Source organism: Pseudomonas sp. P1.31 (assembly GCF_001269815.1).
Lineage (GTDB): Bacteria > Pseudomonadota > Gammaproteobacteria > Pseudomonadales > Pseudomonadaceae > Aquipseudomonas > Aquipseudomonas rustica.
This window is the reverse complement of record NZ_LHVN01000037.1, coordinates 38,210-56,567: the sequence shown is the minus strand read 5'-3', so window position 1 is coordinate 56,567 and position 18,358 is coordinate 38,210. Positions and strand designations below refer to the sequence as shown.

The window sequence follows — 18,358 nt, the reverse complement described above, 5'->3', positions numbered from 1 at the left end:
GTCAGCTGCTCGAGCGACCGGAACTGCTGCCCCAGCCACCCCAACCGCTGCGAGCACTCGACTGGCTACCGAAACCGCCGCGCGAGGTCGACGAGGCAACGTTGACCGGTTTGCTTTTGCTGCTTTCGTAATCCGTTTGGCTGCGCGTCGTCGTTTCGGCTCGGCGGTATTGCGTCGAAGTGTTGTAGGGCTGGCGCGTGTCGCGATCGCGGTACACCGTGCGATTGACGTTGTTGCTCATCGCGTTGCCGATCAGCCAACCGGTCAGCCAGCCACTGCCGCCGCCACTGGAGGTGTGCGAGGTGTTTTGCACATTCTGCGCGGCGTCACCCGCCGGCATTTGCGCGCCGGCGATGGCGTCGAGGTTCTGCGCCGGTTCACCGTTCTGCGGCACTTTGAAGCCGCCGAGTTTCGGCACGAAGCGGCCATCGGAATTTTTCTGACACCAATCGGCGGCGAAATCCGCGTCGCACTTGGCCTTGTCGTCGTACGCCGGGGCGATGCGCCGGTGTTCGGTCAGGGCAGCGACGTAGGCGTTGGAGCAGACATCGGCAGCCACTTCGGCATCGACGCACTGTTCCACGCTCTGGAAGTTACGCGGCTGCTCGACCGCCGCCGCTTCACCGGAGATGGCCATGGCCACCGACGCGGCGAGGGACAACTGCACATATTTACTGCGTTTCATCGAAGGCTTCCTGCCGGTCAGTTGGACGGGGTCATGCACGCGGCGTTGAGCATGCCAACGCTGATGGCGACCGCTGCCACGTAAATGCCCGAAGCGATTTCACCGTTGGCGATGCGCTGCGAGGTGCCCTTGAGCACCAGGCCGGTGGCGAGGAATGCCAGCAGTTGCACAACAGCGGCAATCACCGCCCACAGGACGAAGTCGAGGACGTTGACCGAGAAGGCGATCACGTTGCTGGCCGGGATCGCGAAACCGATGATCGCACCGGACAGCGCGATGGCGGCGGCGACGTTGCCGGAGCGAATCAACTCGAACTCTTTGTGCGGGGTGATGCGGGTGTAGACGAATTGGAACAGCATGAACAGCAGCACGGCGCCGATCAGGTAGACGACGAAACCGACCAGCGCGGTTTTGTTCAGGGAAACGGCCAGCACTTCCAGCATGAAAAACTTCCTTTTTTAGATGGGGCTCAGATCAGTCGTGTACAGCGAGATACCCAAAGAGGTGCTCAGGCTGACGGTGCCTTCTTCGTCCTGTTCGACGGAGAACAGCAGCAATTCGCGGCGATCGGTCAGGCCGGTTTCGCGCGCGTAAAGCATCGAGTGGTGTTCGATGGTGTAGGACTCGTCCGGGTTGATGACTTGTTCGGTCATCGGCACCAGTTCGGTCTGGCCCTGTTCGGTGCCCCATTCGCGGGTGTACTCGACGCCATCGTGGGTGTAGGTCGGCAGGCCGATCGCGCTATTAGGGCCGGCCAGGCGCTGCAGTTCGGCGTCACTGTTGACGGTCACGTAACTGAGGTAGTTGAACAGCGTGACCGATTCGATCTGGTCGTCGCCGGTAACGTGGATCTGCAGCCAGAAATCCTCGTCGTTCATGTAATAGCGGTGCAGTTTGTTCGACTGGCCGAGGTCGACCCAACCGGCGCTCCAGATCGCTTGATCGAAGGGCACGCGCACCGTGGTCGAACCGTCGAGCAACAGCGCCAGCGTCGTATCGAACCTGACAGCCTTGCCCTGGGCCATGCCGAGTGGGCCACTGGCAACGGTCGGTGTCGGCGCAGCGGTCTGCCAGTTGCTGGTGCCCAGCAAATCTTTAAACCATCCCATGGGTACGTTCCTTGAGGCGGGTGGAGGTGTTCGTCGGCGGAAAAAGCGTGGCTAGTGTACCGGGCCGGGATCCCATGTAGGAGCTGCCGAAGGCTGCGATCTTTTGATTTTGTTTTTAAAGACAAGATCAAAAGATCGCAGCCTTCGGCAGCCCCTACACAGGGCAGGTTGCGATGTTACTGAGCGGATTTCTGCTTCAGGCGCTCAAGGATCGCATTGGCGCTGCCGGCGTTCGGCGTGATGCCGGCTTCTTGCAGTTTGCGATCCAGGTCATTGCCGGTCGCGGCGTCTGCCAGTTCATCGGCAGCGCTCAGTTCGGCAGCGCGTTGTTGCTGTTTGGCTTGCAGGCGGTTCAGCGTACCCACGGCGGTTTCCAGTTTGCCGTTGGCGCCGCCGCTGGCGATGGACGCACTGACCTGAGCCTTTTGCACGCTGTCGCGGGCCTTGGCCATGTCGACTTGCTGGCGCAGGCTCTTGATGCGGGCTTCGGCCTTGTTGATGTCTTTGCGCATGTTTTCGGCGTAGACACCGAACTCGTCGCTCTGCTTTTTCTCGGCATCGAGGTCGTTGGTCAGGGTCGAAATCGCTTCGGCCACTTCCAGCGCCAGATCTTCACGGCCAGCGTTCAACGCCGACACAGCCTTGGCTTCGAGATCCTTGATCTTGGCGTCGTACTCGCTCACACGGTCGGCGGCCAGTTTGTGCTTGGCCATGATGGTGACCAGCTCGCGACGTGCGTTCGACAGGGCGGTGTCGGCATCGCGGATTTCCTGATCGAGGATGCGCAGGGCCTGTTGGTCGACGATCGATTCGCCGACTTCATTGGCGCCGCCGCGCAGCGCGGTGAACAACTTGCTCCAGATGGACTGAGTCATTGGATTTTCCCTGTTGATTACTTGAAGAAGTGTTCGAAGGCTTCGCTCGCGCGCTGCACGTTGTCGACCAGGGTTTTCACCTCGGTGACCACGTTGGTCAGGCTCGAGTCGGCGCTGAGGGCGCCAAACATGTTGTAAACGGTCTGTCCGTTGGGCATCGATTCGATACCGATCGACGACAGCGGGAACATTTCCCGGCTGCGCAACACGGCGTCGTTGAAGGCGTGCACGTCGGTGATCGAATCGATATCGACCAGCACGGTGTCAACGATGATCTGCTGACCGGCGACGGCGATGTGAATCGGCAGACCGCCGAATTCGTTCATTTCCAGCTTGATGCTGGGTTCGGAGCTCTGGATCAGCGACAGCGTGATCTCGTGCGAAGCCACCTCGTCCAGGGCCTTGAGGGCGTTGAAGAGGCTATCGATATTCCAGTTGTTGCCTGCGCTCATGTAATTCTCCGACATGAAAGAGCCAGCCAGAATCGGTTGGCGTAGCTGTTGCTCCATTTGCTTGAGCAAGCTTCGGTTTTCGGGAAGCACCCAAGTTTCGTGTTTCACATAACCGGCAGCGGCCAGGCCCGCACGCATCTGCTTCATATAAAAGCTCGACGGTTTTTTTGCGGACGCCTTCGCGCGCTCTCCCTTGGGACTATCAGATTTCGCGGTGGGGGAACGGCTTTTCATGGCTATGACTCGGTTATGAACATCTCACGCGTGAGCCACACTACAACCAATCCAAAATGCCATCAATGGCTCACGCGTGAGTTTTTTATGACAGACGAAAAAAGGCCCGCAACGTGGCGGGCCCTCTGTTTATAGACTGTTTGCAAAGTGTTGCTTAGCGATCAGCCGACAGAAATTCGTCCGTCGAGATCACATTGGCGTAGGCAAAGCCCAGTGCTGACATGAACGCGGCGTGTACATGGGCGGCAGGCACGGTCAGGCCGTTGAATTCCAGATCGCGGCTGGCGCAGGCGTCGTGAATCACCGTCACGGTGTAGCCCAAATCCGCTGCCGCGCGAGTGATGCCATCGACGCACATGTGGCTCATGCTGCCGACCACCACCAGCTCCTTGATGCCTTGCTCATCGAGGATCGATTGCAGTTCAGTCTCGCGAAACGAATTGACGAAGTGTTTGAGCACGACCGGCTCGTCGGCGCGGTTGAGCACTTTCGGGTGCAGCTTGGCGCCGTCCGAACCCGGAGTGAAAAACGGCGCATCCGGCGAAGTGAATTCGTGGCGGATATGCACTACCGAATCGCCCGCTTCGCGGAACGCTGCAATCAGTCGCACGGCGTTGTCGGCGGCGGCATCCGCGCCGACCAGCGGCCACTTGCCTTGGGGGAAGTAGTCGTTCTGGATATCGACTACGATGAGTGCTTGCTTGGCCATGGGTGTGTCCTCGAATTGCTTGTTGGTGTGGTGCAAGTATTGGCGCTGGCCGATGATTCGAGGATTGGCCGCACCGACAATAGACAGGGGAAAACTGACAATGGGCGTTGAAAAAGCCGCCATCGCTGAACTCGGCGTGCTGATTTATCCCGGCGCGCAGATGGCGGCGGTGCATGGCTTGACCGATCTGTTCGGCGTGGCCAACCGCATTGCCGCTGAGCATCAGACCGCGCAATTGCCGGTGCTGCGGGTCAGTCATTGGCAGGTCGACGGTGATCAGCCGCCCGTGCGGGTTTACGACAGTCATCCGAGCGACGAAAGCGATTTGCTGGCGGTGCTGATTCCGCCGTCAATTGGCGGCTTCAGTTCGGCAAACATGCCAGCCAGCCTTGCGCAGTGGTTGCGCGATCAACATGCCCGTGGCGCGACGCTCGGCGGTGTCTGCGTGGGTTCGCTGATGTTGGCGGAAAGCGGTTTGCTCGATGGCCGTAGCGCCACCACCCACTGGACATCGGCCAAGGCGTTTGCCGAGCAATACCCGAAGATCAAATTGAAAGCCGATACGCCCATCGTCGATGACGGCGACCTGATTACCACCGCTGGATTGATGGCCTGGTCGGAGCTTGGCTTGCGCCTGGTCGACAGGTTGCTCGGGCCGAGCATCGCCACCGGTACCGCACGTTTTCTGGTGATCGAACACAGCGACAGTGCCAGTGAGTGCGGGAGCAATTTTGCGCCGATTCTCAGTCATGGCGATGCGGCGATTCTCAAGGTTCAGCATTGGCTGCAAAGCACCGGCGCGACGGATGTTTCGCTGACCGCGATGGCGGAGAGGGCGGGGCTGGAAGAGCGTACGTTTCTGCGGCGCTTTCGCGCGGCGAGCGGGTTGAAGCCGACCGAGTATTGTCAGCATCTGCGGGTGGGCAAGGCGCGCGAGATGCTCGAGTTCACCAATGGCACGATCGATCACATTGCGTGGACAGTGGGGTATCAGGATCCGGGAGCGTTTCGGGCGATCTTCAGGAAGATCACCGGGCTGGCGCCGAGTGATTATCGGGCGCGGTTTGGTGTGACCCCAACCCCAAAAGCAACGAATGCCTAATGTGGGAGCAGAGCTTGCTCGCGAAGGCAGTGTGTCAGTCACATATTTGCCACCTGACACAGCGCTTTCGCGAGCAAGCTTTGCTCCTACAAGGGCCATAGATCGTGCAATTTGCCGGGGTTTTGTCGGCGGTCGTGCAGATTGAAACAGGCGTGGTGCCAGCACGATTCCGCCAAGTTTCTGATTAAACGAGGGTTTCCCTAGAGCAGCCGTTGGCCTGATCTCTGCACCCTTCACCGCTACAGTCATCGAACCGAGGGAAGGGGGACGCATGACCCCGATCACCCGCAGGAAAATCGTCGTCGCCCACTCGGTGCGTGCCGGCGCGCCGCAGCATGAAGTGCAAACCAACAAAGCACTGGCCCGTTGGCTGGCGCAAATTCTCGGGTTCAAATTCGGTGGCAGTTACGACCCGGAAAAACATCGCGGTCGTGACCTTTATCTATTGCCGACGCAAACCATCGTCGGCGCCACCCACGCTCACGAACTCGGCATCAAAGGCCCGGAAGATTTGTGGGGCGGATTTGTCGAGCACGACTTCATTTGCACCAAAGCCATCAGCCACGGTTTGCGCAGCCACTTGGCCCATGCGCCTGAGGGCTGGTCGCCGCTGTTTTCCGAACGGGTGCGCAACGTGGTGCTCGACGGCCTCAGCGTGTTTTCCCTGGAAGATGCGCGACCCGCCGCCGAGCATTTGCTGTACAGCGGGCCGATCCGTTTGAAGCCGGTTCATGCCTGCGCCGGTCGCGGCCAGGAAGTGATCAAGAGCCTCGACGCTTTCGACGAAATCCTCGCTCGGCCCGATAGCGAAAAACAGTTCAGCGAAGGCGTGGTACTGGAGCAGGACTTGAGCGACGTCGTCACCCACAGTGTCGGCCAGACGTTCATCGGCGACAAAGTGCTGAGCTACTGCGGTGATCAATACTTGACCAAAGATGCCCACGGCGAAGACGTGTATGGTGGTTCGAACCTGCTGGTGGTGCAGGGCGGCTATGCCGATCTGCTGGCGCTGGATCTGGCGGATGATGTCCGGCTGGCCATCGAACAGGCGCAGATTTTCGACAGCGCCGCCGATGAAGCTTATCCGCGCTTCTACGCCTCGCGGCGCAATTACGACATCGCTCAAGGGTTGGACAGTAACGGCAAAACCCGCAGCGGCGTGCTCGAACAATCCTGGCGCATGGGCGGTGCCAGCAGTGCTGAAGTTGCCGCGCTGCAAAGCTTCGTCAACGACCCGGGGATGCGCGCGATTCGTGTGTCGTCGGTGGAAACCTACATCGATCAGCCGCTGCCGGCGGACGCCATCGAGGTGTATCGCGGCCCGGCGGAAAACAGTGAATTTCTCCTCAAATACGTAACGGTCAAATCTTATGACGGCTAGAAGCGAAAGCATTCAAATCGACATTGATGATGAACAGATGAGCGGGACGTTTCTCAGTCCCAAATCGAAAGTCCCGGGGGTGTTGTTTGTTCACGGATGGGGCGGCAGTCAGGAGCGAGATCTTGAACGGGCCAAAGGTATCGCAGGGCTGGGTTGCGTGTGCCTGACCTTCGACTTGCGCGGGCATACCGGTGGCACCGGAATTCCGCTGACTCGCGTCACCCGTGAAGACAATCTGCGTGATTTGCTCGCGGCGTATGACCGCTTGCTCGCGCATCCTGCGCTCGATACCTCGGCGATTGCCGTGGTTGGCACCAGTTACGGTGGTTATCTGGCTGCGATCCTGACGTCGTTGCGCCCGGTGCGCTGGCTGGCGCTGCGGGTGCCGGCGTTGTATCGCGACGAGCAATGGCACACGCCGAAGCGGGAGCTGGATAAAGCGGATTTACGTGATTATCGAAGCACGCTGGTGCGCGCCGACAGTAACCGTGCGCTGCATGCGTGCTCGCAGTTCACCGGGGATGTGTTGCTGGTGGAATCGGAAACCGACGACTACGTGCCCCACGCGGCGATCATGAGTTACCGCGCGGCTTGTCAGCAGACGCATTCGCTGACACACCGGATTATTGATGGTGCCGATCACGCGCTGAGCGAGCCGGTTTCGCAGCAGGCGTACACCTCGATATTGGTGGACTGGATTACCGAGATGGTCGTCGGCGAACGGTTGAGCATTATTCAATCTACTTGAATTTTTAGCGTTCTTTCGGACGCCTTCGCGAGCAAGCTCGCTCCCACAGGGGATCGCATTTCAAATGTGGGAGCGAGCTTGCTCGCGAAGGGGGCATTAGCCTCACCCAAAAATTCAAGAAGGTTTTTTCTCTATCCGCAACGCCTTGGCTTTGGCCTCAACCACCAAATACATCACCACCGTAATCAACAACGGCAACAGAAAATAAATCGCCCGATACGCCAGCAACCCCGCCACCAGACTCCCTCGCGAAGCCTCGTGCTGCAGCAGCGCAACAAACACCGCCTCCAGCACGCCAAGCCCCGCCGGAATATGCGTGATCACCCCGGCAATCGCGCTGATCAACAGCACACCCAGCACCAACGGATAATCCAATTTGCTCGGCAATAATGTGAAAATCACCGCCGCCATCAGCGACCAGTTCAACGCGCCCAACAGCAGTTGCAACACCGACATGCGCAGCGATGGCAGGTTGATTTCCACGCCACGAATCGACCACTCGCGGCGCTTGGAAAACTGACACGCCGCGAGGTAACCGGCGCTGACCAGCAGCAACAAAATCCCGATGCCCTGCAACGCGTCGCTGCTGACTTTCCACCCCGGCGGCATAGTCACCAGACCACTGCTGAACACCGCGCCGGCAATGGTCATATAGCCAAACCAGTTAGTCGCCAGGCTCAGCCCGAGAATCTTGGCGATGTTGCCTTTACTCACGCCCAACCGTGAATACAGCCGATAACGCATGGCGATGCCGCCGACCCACGCGCTCAGGTTCAGATTGAACGCGTAGCTGATAATCCCCACCGGCAGGATCTGTTTCCAGGTCAGATCCTGACGAATGTAAGTGCGGCCGATCAGGTCGAAACTGGCGTACACCAGAAAGCTCAGCAGCGTCAGGCTGGCGGCAATGATCAGCGTGCGCACCTTGAAGTCGGCGAGGGTTTCCAGCACTTCTTTCCATTCGATGCGCGTGGCGAACATCGTCAGCAGCACGATCAGTGCGAGGAAAAACAACAGGGTCAGCGGGCGTTTCCAGCGGCTCCATTTCGAGTGCGTCGCTGGCGCCGCGTGACCGCTCGGGTGCGCTTCGGAATGGCTCATGAGCGGTTACCTCGAAACGGCTTGAGCCGCGGTTTGTGCGCCGGCAGCCAACCCGCCATCGCCGGGAAATGCCGCAGAAAGTGGAACACCAGAAAGCCCACGGTCATGTGCCAGATGCGCCCGCGTGGCGACTTGCTGGCGTCCATGGCTTTGCAATGGTTCTGGCTGAGGTCTTCGAGGCGCTCGAACAAGTGCTGATTAAACGCGCGATCGCGGATCAGCACGTTGGCTTCCAGGTTCAGCGACAGACTCAGCGGATCGAGATTGCTCGAACCGACGGTGCTCCATTCATCATCGACCAGCGCGACTTTGCCGTGCAGCGGACGCTGGCAATACTCATGAATCTGCACGCCAGCCTTGAGCAAATAATCGTAGGTCATGCGCGCCGCGAGTTTCGCCACCAGCATGTCTGGCTGGCCTTGCAGGATCAGCCGCACATCGACACCGCGCCGGGCGGCATTGCGCATTTCACGCAGCAAGCGGTAACCGGGAAAGAAGTAGGCGTTGGCGATCACCACACGGCGTTTGGCGCGGCGCAGCACTTGCAGATAAACGTCTTCGATATCGGTGCTGTGCTGGTCGTTGTCGCGGAACACCAGGCGTACCTGACCGTCATGATCATCGAAGGCCATTTCCGCGCGACGCTGGCGCCGGCGTTGCCACCAGAACCGCGCGCGACCCGGGCGACCACTTTGCAGCAGGGCGAAGTGATGGATGTCGGCGACCGCCGGGCCCTGAATTTCCACCGAATAATCCTGCTTGGCTTCAGGGCCGAAATCAGCCAGATGATCGCCGGAAAAATTGATCCCGCCGATGAACGCGACCATGCCGTCGACCACGACGATTTTGCGGTGCAAGCGGCGGAACCAGTTGGTTCGGATACCGAGGCGTTTCGGCGCTGGATCGAAAATCTGCAAATGCACGCCGGCCTCGCTCAATGCGGCGAGATAACCGGTAGTCAACTCGCCACAACCGAAGCCGTCGAGGCTGACGGTGGTGCGCACGCCGCGCTTGGCCGCATCAATCAGAATCTCCTGCAACTCGGCGCCGACCTTGTCTTCGAAAACGATGAAGGTCTCGAGAATGATTTCACTCTTCGCCGCACGCATTGCTTCAAACACACGCGGGAAGTATTCCTCGCCGTTTTCCAGCAATTGCACATGGTTGCCGCCCTGCCAGCGGTACTCGACGTCGACCTGGCCGGGCTCGCGCACCGGCGGGGTAATGCTGATGGGTTCCACGGCGGATTTCTCCAGCGGCGCGCTGTTCATAGTTCGATCTCCACCGATAACGGTGCGTGGTCAGAAAGGTGAGACCAGGGCCGGTTGGCAAGGACTTTCGGCTGGCTGGCCTTGAGGTTACGGACATAGATACGGTCGAGGCGCAGGGTTGGCAGGCGTGCGGGGAAACTGCGCGCCGGTTTGCCGTGGTGCTCGGCGAACACTTCACGCAGGCCACAGGGTTTGAGCAACGCATCGGCGCGCTGGCGCCAGTCATTGAAGTCACCGGCGACGATCACCGGTGCGTCGTCCGGCAGTTCGGCCAAGCGTTCGCCGAGTAGCTTCAACTGCGCGTTGCGATGACTTTCACGCAGGCCCAGATGCACGCAGATCGCATGGATCTCGGCGCCGTCGCCGGGCAGGCGCAGCACGCAATGCAGCAGACCACGGTTCTCGTGGCCGCTGATCGACACGTCGAGATTGTCGTGGCGGATGATCTGGAATTTCGACAACAACGCATTGCCGTGATCGCCGTCCGGGTACACCGCGTTGCGCCCATAGGCGAACTGCGGCCAGAGGCTGTCGGCGAGGAATTCGTACTGCGGCATCGTCGGCCAATTGCTGTAGCGCTTGTGATGATGTTCGTGGGTGCCGTGGACTTCCTGCAAAAACACCACGTCGGCGGCGACGCTGCGCACCGCTTCGCGCAATTCCGGAAGGATGAAGCGCCGATTCAGTGCGGTAAAACCCTTATGGGTGTTGACCGTCAGCACGGTGAATGTGCGCACGGACGGCGCGACGACCGAGCCTTCGTCAGTGAAACCGACCGGTTCTGAAATACTCATGCCAGCACTCCTTCGCCAGCGGGTTCGCCGGGGGTGGTGGCGAGGTCTTTATCCAGCTCGAAACGCTGCAGCAGATCACGGGCGTCGTAGGGCGCGCGGACTTTGATGTCGTTGTCGAAATAGCAGAACACTTCGCGGGATTTGCGTGCGCGTGGCTTCAAGCGCGGGGCGATCAGATGGGCATCTTTCGGTTGCTCGCCATGGTGCCAGGCGTCGATGCGCTCGGCCCAGCGCTTGAGGGCTGGCGCCGTGTAACCGCTGGCGTAGAGTTCTTCGGCACCGTGCAGGCGCAGGTAAACGAAGTCGCTGGTCAGGTCTTCACGGTAGGGCCATTTATCGGCGGTGTCGGCGATTACCAGCGCGGTGTTGTAGCGCTTCAGTAACCGCACAAATTCGGGATCGAGGAAGCTGTCGTTGCGGATTTCCACGGCATGACGCAGCGGCTTTTTGCGCCAGGCTTTCATGCTCGCGTGGCCGTGCAGGTGGGAGTCGTGTTGATGGGCGAGGGCGGCGGCCGCTTCGGTGTCGTGGGGCAGTAGCGCGAGGAAATGTTCGAAACGCTCGGGCTCGAATTTGAAGTTCGGCGGGAACTGCCAAAGGATCGGCCCGAGTTTTTCCTTGAGCTCCAGAATGCCCGAGGCGAAGAAATTCGCCAGCGGTTTTTCGATATCGCGCAAACGGCGGATATGGGTGATGAAGCGCGGGGCTTTGACGCTGAAGACGAAGTCGTCGGGTGTTTCGGCGTACCACTGCGCATAGCGTTCGGGTCGTTGCAGGGCATAGAACGATCCGTTGATTTCGATGCTGTTGACCGCCCTCGACGCGAATTGCAATTCGCGCTTTTGCGCCAGTCCCTTGGGGTAGAAATCCCCGCGCCACGGTTCGTAGCGCCAGCCGGAAATACCGATGTGAATCGTCGCCATGCCACCCTCCCGTTGAAAGCCCTCGTGTTGCCGCTGTCTTTTGATGACTGCGGGCGGATCGGGAAAGTTTCGGCGGTATTACGGACGGTCACATCTATGGCGAAGATCAAAAGCGCTCCCCCTCACCCCAACCCTCTCCCCCAAGGGGTCGAGGGGGAAGGGAGCAGATCTGCGTGGTTTTGAAGGCCTGAGTTCGACTGTAGACCTTCAGGTCGATGCATCAAGACCAGTCAACTCGGTCAGTTCCCTCTCCCTCTGGGAGAGGGCTAGGGTGAGGGGGCTCTTGAACTTGCCGCGCAAAACTTGATCAGTTCCTTACAGGTTCAGCCACGGGAGATCGGAGTTTTGGTCAAGTTCAGGATCGCCATTCTGCTGGGAGCATTGCTGTTTCTCGGTGCCAGTGAAATCGACGCCGCCGCGCTGCCGGGTGTTCCGGCCGCTGCCGAGGAACCGGCCAAACCCGAGCCGCTGGTGCAGGGCGGTCTGCTCGGTGCGATCAGTTCGAGCATCGACGACGTGCAGGACAAACTCGACATCAACGAACATCTGGTCGACGCCTGGCGCCTGCGCGCCGACCGTGCGGCCGATGAAGTCGACAAATTGGTCAACCAGCCGTCGAACCGCTCAGGCTGGAGTGTCGCCGGAGATTTCCTCACGCTGTCCGGCACCTGGCTCGGCAGTTTTGCGCTGCTGACCGTTCTCGGCAGTTTGTTGGCCAACCGTATGCGTGGAGGTCGCTGGTTACGCACCCGCCAGCGCAGTCAGGATCTGATCGGCTACTTGCTGCCGTACACGCTTCCGGCGCTGATCTGCCTGCCGTTGACCCTGTATGTCAGTCATTTTCTGCAAGCTTCGGTGGGGCGCGCGCTGGCGCTGTGTCTGGCTTATGCCACCAGCAGCGGCATCTTTTCCACTTCGATGCTGTTATGCGTGGTGGTGATGTTCAACGTCGGGCACAAACGTCCCGCCGCACGCATCATCCGCAATTATTGCCCGCGTCCGTTGTTCCTGATCGGCTTCCTCGCCGCCCTCAGCGATGCGCTGACCAGCCCGCAAATCGCCCGGCAACTGGGCGGCAATATCACCAGCAGCGTCGCCGTGTTTACCGGCCTGATCGCCTCGGTGATTTTCGGACTGTTGGTGATTCGCTTGCGTCGCCCAGTGGCGCATCTGATCCGCAACCGTTCGCTGGCCCAACGTTTGAAACAGCCCTCCTTGCAAGAGTCACTGCGGATTTTTTCCGGGCTGTGGTATTGGCCGATTGTGTTGATGGTGCTGGTCTCGGCGGTCAACCTCATCGGCATCGGCGAGGACAATCAAAAAGCCCTGCGCTGCGCGTTGTTCACTACGGTGCTGCTGATCGGCACGGTATTTCTCAGCACGATTCTGCAGCACTTGTTCAAGTCACGAAAAGCCGAAGCGATCCAGCGCAGCAGCGCCTACAAGGAACGCTTCCTGAGCCTGCTGCACGCCTTGCTGCGCATCGTGATCGCCATCGCCTTCATCGATATTCTCGGACGGATCTGGGGCGTGTCGCTGCTCGATTTCGCCCAGAGCAGCACGGTCGGGCGAGCGATCAGTAACGCGTTGAGCAGCATCGGTTTGATCTTCCTGGTGACCTGGCTGTTGTGGGTGGTGCTCGACACGGCGATTCAGGAGGCACTGAAACCACCGCTCAGCAAACGCGCGGCGCGCCAGCCGAGCACACGGGTGAAAACCATCCTGCCGCTGCTGCGCAACGCGATCAAAATCATCCTCGTGGTGATCTGCGCGATCACCACCATGGCCAACCTGGGGATCAACGTTGCGCCGCTGCTGGCGGGTGCCGGTGTGGTCGGTCTGGCCATCGGTTTCGGTTCGCAGCAACTGGTGCAGGACGTGATTACCGGGCTGTTCATCATCATCGAAGACACCCTGTCGATCGGCGATTGGGTGGTGCTTGATTCCGGGCATGCCGGTACGGTCGAAGGGCTGACCATTCGTACCCTGCGCCTGCGTGACGGCAAGGGTTTTGTGCACTCGGTGCCGTTTGGCCAGATCAAGGCTGTGACCAACCAATCGCGGCAGTTCGCTTATGCGTTTTTCTCGGTGCAGTTCACCTATGACACGGACGTGGATAAAGCCATTGAGTTGATTCGCGAGACCGGCGATTCGATCCGCGAAGACCCGTTCCTCAAGTACAACCTGCAAGGGCCGCTGGATGTGTTTGGCGTGGACCGGATGGATTTGAATGGCGTGGTGCTGACGGCGCAGTTCAGGACGGTGTCGGGCGGGCAGTATGCGGTGAGCCGGGCGTTTAACCAGCGTTTGAAGAAGCTTGTGGATAACACCGAGACGGTGCATTTCGCGCAGACTTATCCACAGCAGGTTTTGTTGCCGAAGCGGCAGGTGCAGGAGGGAGAGGTGGTGGCGACCGAGGTGCCGCAAGGGTCGCGGACATAGCGCAAGATTATGTGGGGCAGTGCCGGCCTCTTCGCGAGCAAGCTCGCTCCCACATTGGATTTGTGTACGCCGCAAATCCCTGTGGGAGCGAGCTTGCTCGCGAAGGGGCCAGTGAGGACAACCTCAATGCCGGATCAATTTGCCGCGCACCTGCTCCATATCCATCTGATCCAACTCCAGCCAGAACTGCTGCTTGCCGGCAATCTCCGCCGCCGCCGGCAACCCATCCCGATACACCAACCGATTGCTCACCAGCGCCGGCACTTTCACCCCCGGCAACAACGTCCCGGCCAGGTTCAGCGGATCAACCCCACACACCGCCACCAGACTGCCGTCATGCGGCCGCCGCCGTACCTCGCGCAACAGTGGAATGGCTTCGGGCAAGGCAAACTGTTCCCCCGCCAAACCACTGACAAACCGCCCGCCACGAATCTCGCCGCGCGCTTCCAGCCGATGAAACGTGCTCAGCAATTCCCGCCAACTCGGCAGCCAATCCGCCTCACGCTCCAGCAAGCGCCAGAACACCACGCCGTAACGGCGCAGCAAGGTCATGGCGACATGCTCCAGGGTTTCGCTGTTATCCACAGCCGCCCCGCGCCGTAGCAAAGCCCAGCGCCCGGCATCATCCATGCCGCCAACAAACGCCCCGCGTCCACGCCGACTGCTGCGCTGCTGGCGCTTGCTTGCCGGGGTAATCAGCGCACGCAGGCCGGCGAAGCTGTCGGCGTTCACCAGCCCGGCGCCGACCAGTTCCTGCAAGGCGATTTCCAGTTCGGTGCGCAGCAAATGCGCTTCATGAATCAGCTCATCGAAAAACAGCGCACCGTGCTGACTCAAGGCTTCAAACACTTTCTGGGTTTTCGGCGAGAGTTCGCTCACGGGCGTCTGTTCGGCCAGCGCGCTCCATAAGCCAACCTGATTGCGCGGCAGCAAAACGATTGGCGTACTGCGTAAAGCCGTGCCGCTGATTTTTTGCCGGGCACTGAGGCGCGTCCACACCAGTTTGCCGTTGCGGCACAGGTCATCCAGCCAGCTCGGCGAATAGTCTTTCAGGCGCGCCGGGAGAATGTCGCTGTCCCACGCCGAAGCGGCTGCTGCGTAGCCTTCGAACTGGCCGACAATCGCCGGCAACACGGCGCTGCCCTGACCACGAGTCGCGGGCGAAAGGTGCTGCCAGTCGAACAGAAAGCGCATGAAATCCTGCAACGCCACCGGTTCGATTTCCCGGCGCAGACGCTTGACCGTGTAGCGATGAATACGCGCGAGCAGGTGGCGTTCGCACCATTCTTCGGTGTTGAGTTTCGGCGTGAATTGACCGCGCAGCACGTAGCCTTCACGCTCCAGTTGGGCGAGAGCCTGATTGACTTGAGCGGTCGGCAGCGCGAGCGGTTCAGCTATGGCAGGTAACGGCAGTGGGCCGAACGCACCGAGGCGCGCACGGATTACTTCGACCAACGCCTCGTCGAACGGCCAGACCTCATCGAATCCCGGCAACGCCTCCAGCTCAGGTTGCACTTTGGCCTGTGGATAAAGCGCTTGCAGGCAAGTCAGACGTTCGCGGGCCAGCCATAAACAATGCTCGGCATTGATCTGCAATCGGCAGGCGCGGCCGCTGCTGGCCAGGGTTTCCAGCCATTCACGCCAGCCTTCGTTCGCTTGCACCTCATCCTCGCTGATGCATGCCAGACTCATCAGCGCCTCATGCATTTCATCCACAGCATTCGGCGTCGGCCACGCCTCTTCGCGCACAGCCGTAATCGCGTCGGCATCCAGCGCACCGAGATCATCAGTCGATTGCGGATCACTCCAGCGGCGGTTGATCACCGCTTGGGTACGACGTTCTTCCAGCGGTGCATCGTCGAGAAAAGCGTACGGCCGCGCACTGAGGATTTCCGCCGCGAGCGGTGAGGGCGCCGGTAGATCGCGGCTGATCAAGCGCATCTCGCCACGTTCCATGCGCCGCAGCAGATTGAGCCAGCCTTCGCTGTCCATGGCCTCGTGCAGGCAGTCGTCGAGGGTTTGCTCAATCAGCGGATGCTCAGGGATTTCCCGCTCGCCGGCGAGATTTTCCAGACAGGCGATCTGATCGGGAAATACGCTGGCAATCAGGTCTTCGCTTTTCATTCGCTGCAACTGCGGCGCGACTTTGCGCCCACCGGTAAAACGCGGCAGCGCCAATGCCACCCCGGCATTCCAGCGCCAGCGCACGCCGAACAGCGGCGCATCGAGCACCGCTTGAATAAGGATGTGCTCGGCGCTGTTGCTGTGCAGGTAACGCCAGATCTCATCCAGTTCAAAACTGTGGCTGGTGGACAGCGATAGCACGATGGCGTCTTCGCTGGCCGCTGCCTGCAATTCGAAATTGAACGTGCGGCAGAAACGCTTGCGCAGGGCCAAACCCCAGGCGCGGTTGATGCGGCTGCCGAACGGTGAATGGATGATCAGTTGCGTGCCACCGGACTCGTCGAAAAACCGCTCCATCAGCAGCGTGTCTTGCGAGGGCAGGGCGCCGAGGGTTTGCCGGGCGCGGGCGAGGTATTCGACCAGTTGTTCGGCGCTGGCGCGGTTGAGGCCGAGGGTCTGCGTCAGCCAGTCGAGGGCTGGTTGCAAGTCTCCGGGGCTGGCGCCAAGCAACGCGTCGAGTTGCGCTTGCAGGCGCGCCACGGCGAACGACAATTCATCGCTGCGCCCCGGTGCTTCGCCGAGCCAGAACGGAATGGTCGGCGGCTGACCGTGGGCATCCTCGACGCGCACCTTGCCGGTTTCCACACGGAGGATGCGGTAGGAGGTATTGCCGAGCTGGAACACATCGCCGGCAATGCTTTCCACGGCGAAGTCTTCGTTGACGCTGCCAATGTTCAGGCCTTGCGGCTCGAGCATCACGCTGTAATCGGCGTTGTCGGGGATGGTGCCGCCGCTGGTCACGGCAGCGAGTTTCGCACCACGGCGGCCACGCAAAGTGCGGCTGACGGCGTCGCGGTGCAGGTAGGCGCTGCGGATGCCTTGGCGACCGTTGTAACCTTCGGCGAGCATGCTCAGCAGGGCTTGATAGTGTTTTTCGTCGAGGTCGCGATAGGGCGAAGCCTGGCGGAACATCGCCAGCAAGGCGTCTTCTGACCATTCCTGACAGCTGACTTCGGCGATGATTTGCTGGGCGAGTACATCCAGCGGCGCGACGGGAATATGCAGGGTGTCGAGTTCGCCACGGCGTACGCAGTCGAGCAGGGCGGCGCATTCAATCAAGTCATCGCGGGTGGTGGCGAACAAGCGGCCCTTGGGCGTGCCGCCGACCTGGTGTCCGGAACGACCGACCCTTTGCAGAAACCCGGCGATGGAGCGCGGTGAAGCGATCTGACAGACGAGATCGACTTCGCCGATATCGATGCCCAGTTCCAGCGAAGCGGTGGCGATCAACACCTGCAACTCGCCACGCTTGAGGCGTTGTTCGGCGTCGAGACGAAACTCCTTGGCCAGACTGCCGTGATGCGCCGCCACTGCGTGCTTGCCGAGGCGCTCGCTGAGGTGCCTGCTCAGGCGTTCGGCCAGACGCCGGGTGTTGACGAAAATCAGTGTGGTGCGGTGCTCGCGGGCGAGTTCGGCGAGGCGGTCGTAGACCAATTCCCAGACATCGTTGGCCATGACGGCCGACAACGGCACGGGCGGCACTTCGATGCCGAGATCCCGTGGCCGGGCGTGACCGATGTCGATGATTTCGCAGGGCCGGTCATGGCCGACGAGGAACTGCGCCACGGCTTCGACAGGTTTTTGCGTGGCGGACAGGCCGATGCGGGTCAGCGGTTCGGCGCACAGTGCTTGCAGGCGCTCCAGGCTCAGGGCCAAGTGACTGCCACGCTTGCCGGCGGCCATCGCATGGATTTCGTCGATGATCACCGTGCGCGTGGTGCCGAGCATTTTCCGTCCGGATTCCGAGCCGAGCAGCACGTAGAGCGATTCCGGCGTGGTCACCAGAATGTGCGGCGCGGTTTTGCGCATGGCGGCGCGGTCTTTTTGCGGGGTGTCGCCGGTGCGCACGGCGGTGGTGATGTGGACTTCCGGCAGGTTCATCTGCCGCAGCTGTTCGGTGATCCCGGCGAGTGGATTTTGCAGGTTAATGCGGATGTCGTTGGACAGCGCTTTCAGCGGCGAGACATAAACGACGAGCGTTTCGTCGGGCAGGCCGTCGGGGTTTTCCAGTCCACGGTGGACGAGGTCGTCGAGTACGGCGAGGAACGCGGTGAGGGTTTTGCCCGAGCCGGTGGGCGCGGCGATCAGCGTCGAGCGGCGCTGGCGGATCAACGGCCATGCGCGGGCCTGGGCGGCGGTGACCGTCGGGAAGGTCTTGCGGAACCAGGCGCTGACGGCGGGGTGAAAGCCTGCCAGAGCGCTGTCGGCGGGGAGGGGCAGATTCATGGCTTAAGTTATGCGGTCGCAGGGGGGAAGATGCAAGTACCGCTCAGGATCTTCAGTGTCTGGTCGGGCCTCTTCGCGAGCAAGCTCGCTCCCACAGGGGATTTGCGGCGCACATAAATCCA

Annotated in this window: 15 protein-coding genes; 4 read left to right on the top strand and 11 right to left on the bottom strand. The window is 60.6% G+C overall.

What is annotated here, in order from left to right; all coding sequences use genetic code 11:
• Position 1: 1 nt before the first annotated feature.
• From AD669_RS24070 to AD669_RS24045, 6 genes are all read right to left on the bottom strand, one after another.
• Positions 2–685, bottom strand: a complete 684-nt coding sequence (locus AD669_RS24070; protein WP_053124299.1) for a DUF1190 domain-containing protein — start codon at positions 683–685, stop codon at positions 2–4.
• A 17-nt stretch (positions 686–702) separates the two neighbouring features.
• The gene (locus AD669_RS24065) at positions 703–1,128 is read right to left on the bottom strand and encodes a DUF350 domain-containing protein (protein ID WP_053124298.1); all 426 of its coding nucleotides are present in this window, start codon (positions 1,126–1,128) and stop codon (positions 703–705) included.
• Between the two features lie 15 nt (positions 1,129–1,143).
• Complete coding sequence (locus tag AD669_RS24060; RefSeq protein WP_053124297.1) at positions 1,144–1,794, bottom strand: DUF2491 family protein; 651 nt, start codon at positions 1,792–1,794, stop codon at positions 1,144–1,146.
• Positions 1,795–1,970: 176 nt separating this feature from the next.
• On the bottom strand, positions 1,971–2,669 hold the full coding sequence (locus AD669_RS24055; RefSeq protein ID WP_053124296.1) for a PspA/IM30 family protein: 699 nt from the start codon (positions 2,667–2,669) through the stop codon (positions 1,971–1,973).
• Between the two features lie 17 nt (positions 2,670–2,686).
• Positions 2,687–3,268, bottom strand: a complete 582-nt coding sequence (locus tag AD669_RS24050; RefSeq protein WP_246542012.1) for a YjfI family protein — start codon at positions 3,266–3,268, stop codon at positions 2,687–2,689.
• Positions 3,269–3,509: 241 nt separating this feature from the next.
• Complete coding sequence (locus AD669_RS24045) at positions 3,510–4,064, bottom strand: cysteine hydrolase family protein (RefSeq protein WP_053124293.1); 555 nt, start codon at positions 4,062–4,064, stop codon at positions 3,510–3,512.
• Between the two features lie 100 nt (positions 4,065–4,164).
• Between AD669_RS24045 and AD669_RS24040 the strand changes: the two genes are divergently transcribed.
• The 3 genes from AD669_RS24040 (at position 4,165) to AD669_RS24030 (ending at position 7,295) form a co-directional block, all read left to right on the top strand.
• Positions 4,165–5,166, top strand: coding sequence for a GlxA family transcriptional regulator (locus AD669_RS24040; protein ID WP_053124290.1), 1,002 nt, complete (start codon positions 4,165–4,167; stop codon positions 5,164–5,166).
• Positions 5,167–5,437: 271 nt separating this feature from the next.
• Positions 5,438–6,547 carry a DUF3182 family protein gene (locus AD669_RS24035; RefSeq protein ID WP_053124288.1) on the top strand — a complete coding sequence of 370 codons (1,110 nt, stop codon included), beginning with the start codon at positions 5,438–5,440 and terminating at the stop codon, positions 6,545–6,547.
• On the top strand, positions 6,537–7,295 hold the full coding sequence (locus tag AD669_RS24030) for a S9 family peptidase (protein WP_053124286.1): 759 nt from the start codon (positions 6,537–6,539) through the stop codon (positions 7,293–7,295). The genes AD669_RS24035 and AD669_RS24030 overlap by 11 nt, the downstream gene beginning before the upstream one ends.
• A 114-nt stretch (positions 7,296–7,409) precedes the next feature.
• On the opposite strand, the gene AD669_RS24025 is transcribed toward AD669_RS24030, so the two are convergent.
• Genes AD669_RS24025 through AD669_RS24010 form a run of 4 tightly spaced genes read right to left on the bottom strand, consistent with a single transcriptional unit; the run spans position 7,410 to position 11,384 of the window.
• Positions 7,410–8,396 carry a lysylphosphatidylglycerol synthase domain-containing protein gene (locus AD669_RS24025; RefSeq protein WP_053124284.1) on the bottom strand — a complete coding sequence of 329 codons (987 nt, stop codon included), beginning with the start codon at positions 8,394–8,396 and terminating at the stop codon, positions 7,410–7,412.
• The gene (clsB, locus tag AD669_RS24020) at positions 8,393–9,667 is read right to left on the bottom strand and encodes a cardiolipin synthase ClsB (protein ID WP_053124282.1); all 1,275 of its coding nucleotides are present in this window, start codon (positions 9,665–9,667) and stop codon (positions 8,393–8,395) included. Before clsB ends, AD669_RS24025 begins: the two co-directional genes overlap by 4 nt.
• Positions 9,664–10,461, bottom strand: a complete 798-nt coding sequence (locus AD669_RS24015; RefSeq protein WP_053124281.1) for an endonuclease/exonuclease/phosphatase family protein — start codon at positions 10,459–10,461, stop codon at positions 9,664–9,666. Before AD669_RS24015 ends, clsB begins: the two co-directional genes overlap by 4 nt.
• On the bottom strand, positions 10,458–11,384 hold the full coding sequence (locus tag AD669_RS24010; protein WP_053124279.1) for a DUF72 domain-containing protein: 927 nt from the start codon (positions 11,382–11,384) through the stop codon (positions 10,458–10,460). Before AD669_RS24010 ends, AD669_RS24015 begins: the two co-directional genes overlap by 4 nt.
• 345 nt (positions 11,385–11,729) lie before the next feature.
• Between AD669_RS24010 and AD669_RS24005 the strand changes: the two genes are divergently transcribed.
• Positions 11,730–13,826: a mechanosensitive ion channel family protein gene (locus tag AD669_RS24005; RefSeq protein ID WP_053124278.1), complete on the top strand. Its 2,097-nt coding sequence runs from the start codon at positions 11,730–11,732 to the stop codon at positions 13,824–13,826.
• 123 nt (positions 13,827–13,949) lie between these two features.
• Here the strand turns inward: AD669_RS24005 and AD669_RS24000 are convergent, their stop codons facing one another.
• Entirely contained in the window at positions 13,950–18,236 is a 4,287-nt protein-coding gene (locus AD669_RS24000; protein WP_053124277.1) for a DEAD/DEAH box helicase, read from the bottom strand.
• Positions 18,237–18,358: the final 122 nt, after the last annotated feature.

Bases quoted from the DNA above. Each gene is read 5' to 3' on its own strand.
- AD669_RS24050 (WP_246542012.1), bottom strand. From the start codon at position 3,268: ATGAAGCAGATGCGTGCGGGCCTGGCCGCTGCCGGTTATGTGAAACAC.
- AD669_RS24015 (WP_053124281.1), bottom strand. From the start codon at position 10,461: ATGAGTATTTCAGAACCGGTCGGTTTCACTGACGAAGGCTCGGTCGTC.
- AD669_RS24065 (WP_053124298.1), bottom strand. From the start codon at position 1,128: ATGCTGGAAGTGCTGGCCGTTTCCCTGAACAAAACCGCGCTGGTCGGT.
- AD669_RS24030 (WP_053124286.1), top strand. From the start codon at position 6,537: ATGACGGCTAGAAGCGAAAGCATTCAAATCGACATTGATGATGAACAG.
- AD669_RS24025 (WP_053124284.1), bottom strand. From the start codon at position 8,396: ATGAGCCATTCCGAAGCGCACCCGAGCGGTCACGCGGCGCCAGCGACG.
- AD669_RS24035 (WP_053124288.1), top strand. From the start codon at position 5,438: ATGACCCCGATCACCCGCAGGAAAATCGTCGTCGCCCACTCGGTGCGT.
- AD669_RS24060 (WP_053124297.1), bottom strand. From the start codon at position 1,794: ATGGGATGGTTTAAAGATTTGCTGGGCACCAGCAACTGGCAGACCGCT.
- AD669_RS24045 (WP_053124293.1), bottom strand. From the start codon at position 4,064: ATGGCCAAGCAAGCACTCATCGTAGTCGATATCCAGAACGACTACTTC.
- clsB (WP_053124282.1), bottom strand. From the start codon at position 9,667: ATGAACAGCGCGCCGCTGGAGAAATCCGCCGTGGAACCCATCAGCATT.
- AD669_RS24055 (WP_053124296.1), bottom strand. From the start codon at position 2,669: ATGACTCAGTCCATCTGGAGCAAGTTGTTCACCGCGCTGCGCGGCGGC.
- AD669_RS24070 (WP_053124299.1), bottom strand. From the start codon at position 685: ATGAAACGCAGTAAATATGTGCAGTTGTCCCTCGCCGCGTCGGTGGCC.
- AD669_RS24040 (WP_053124290.1), top strand. From the start codon at position 4,165: ATGGGCGTTGAAAAAGCCGCCATCGCTGAACTCGGCGTGCTGATTTAT.
- AD669_RS24000 (WP_053124277.1), bottom strand. From the start codon at position 18,236: ATGAATCTGCCCCTCCCCGCCGACAGCGCTCTGGCAGGCTTTCACCCC.
- AD669_RS24010 (WP_053124279.1), bottom strand. From the start codon at position 11,384: ATGGCGACGATTCACATCGGTATTTCCGGCTGGCGCTACGAACCGTGG.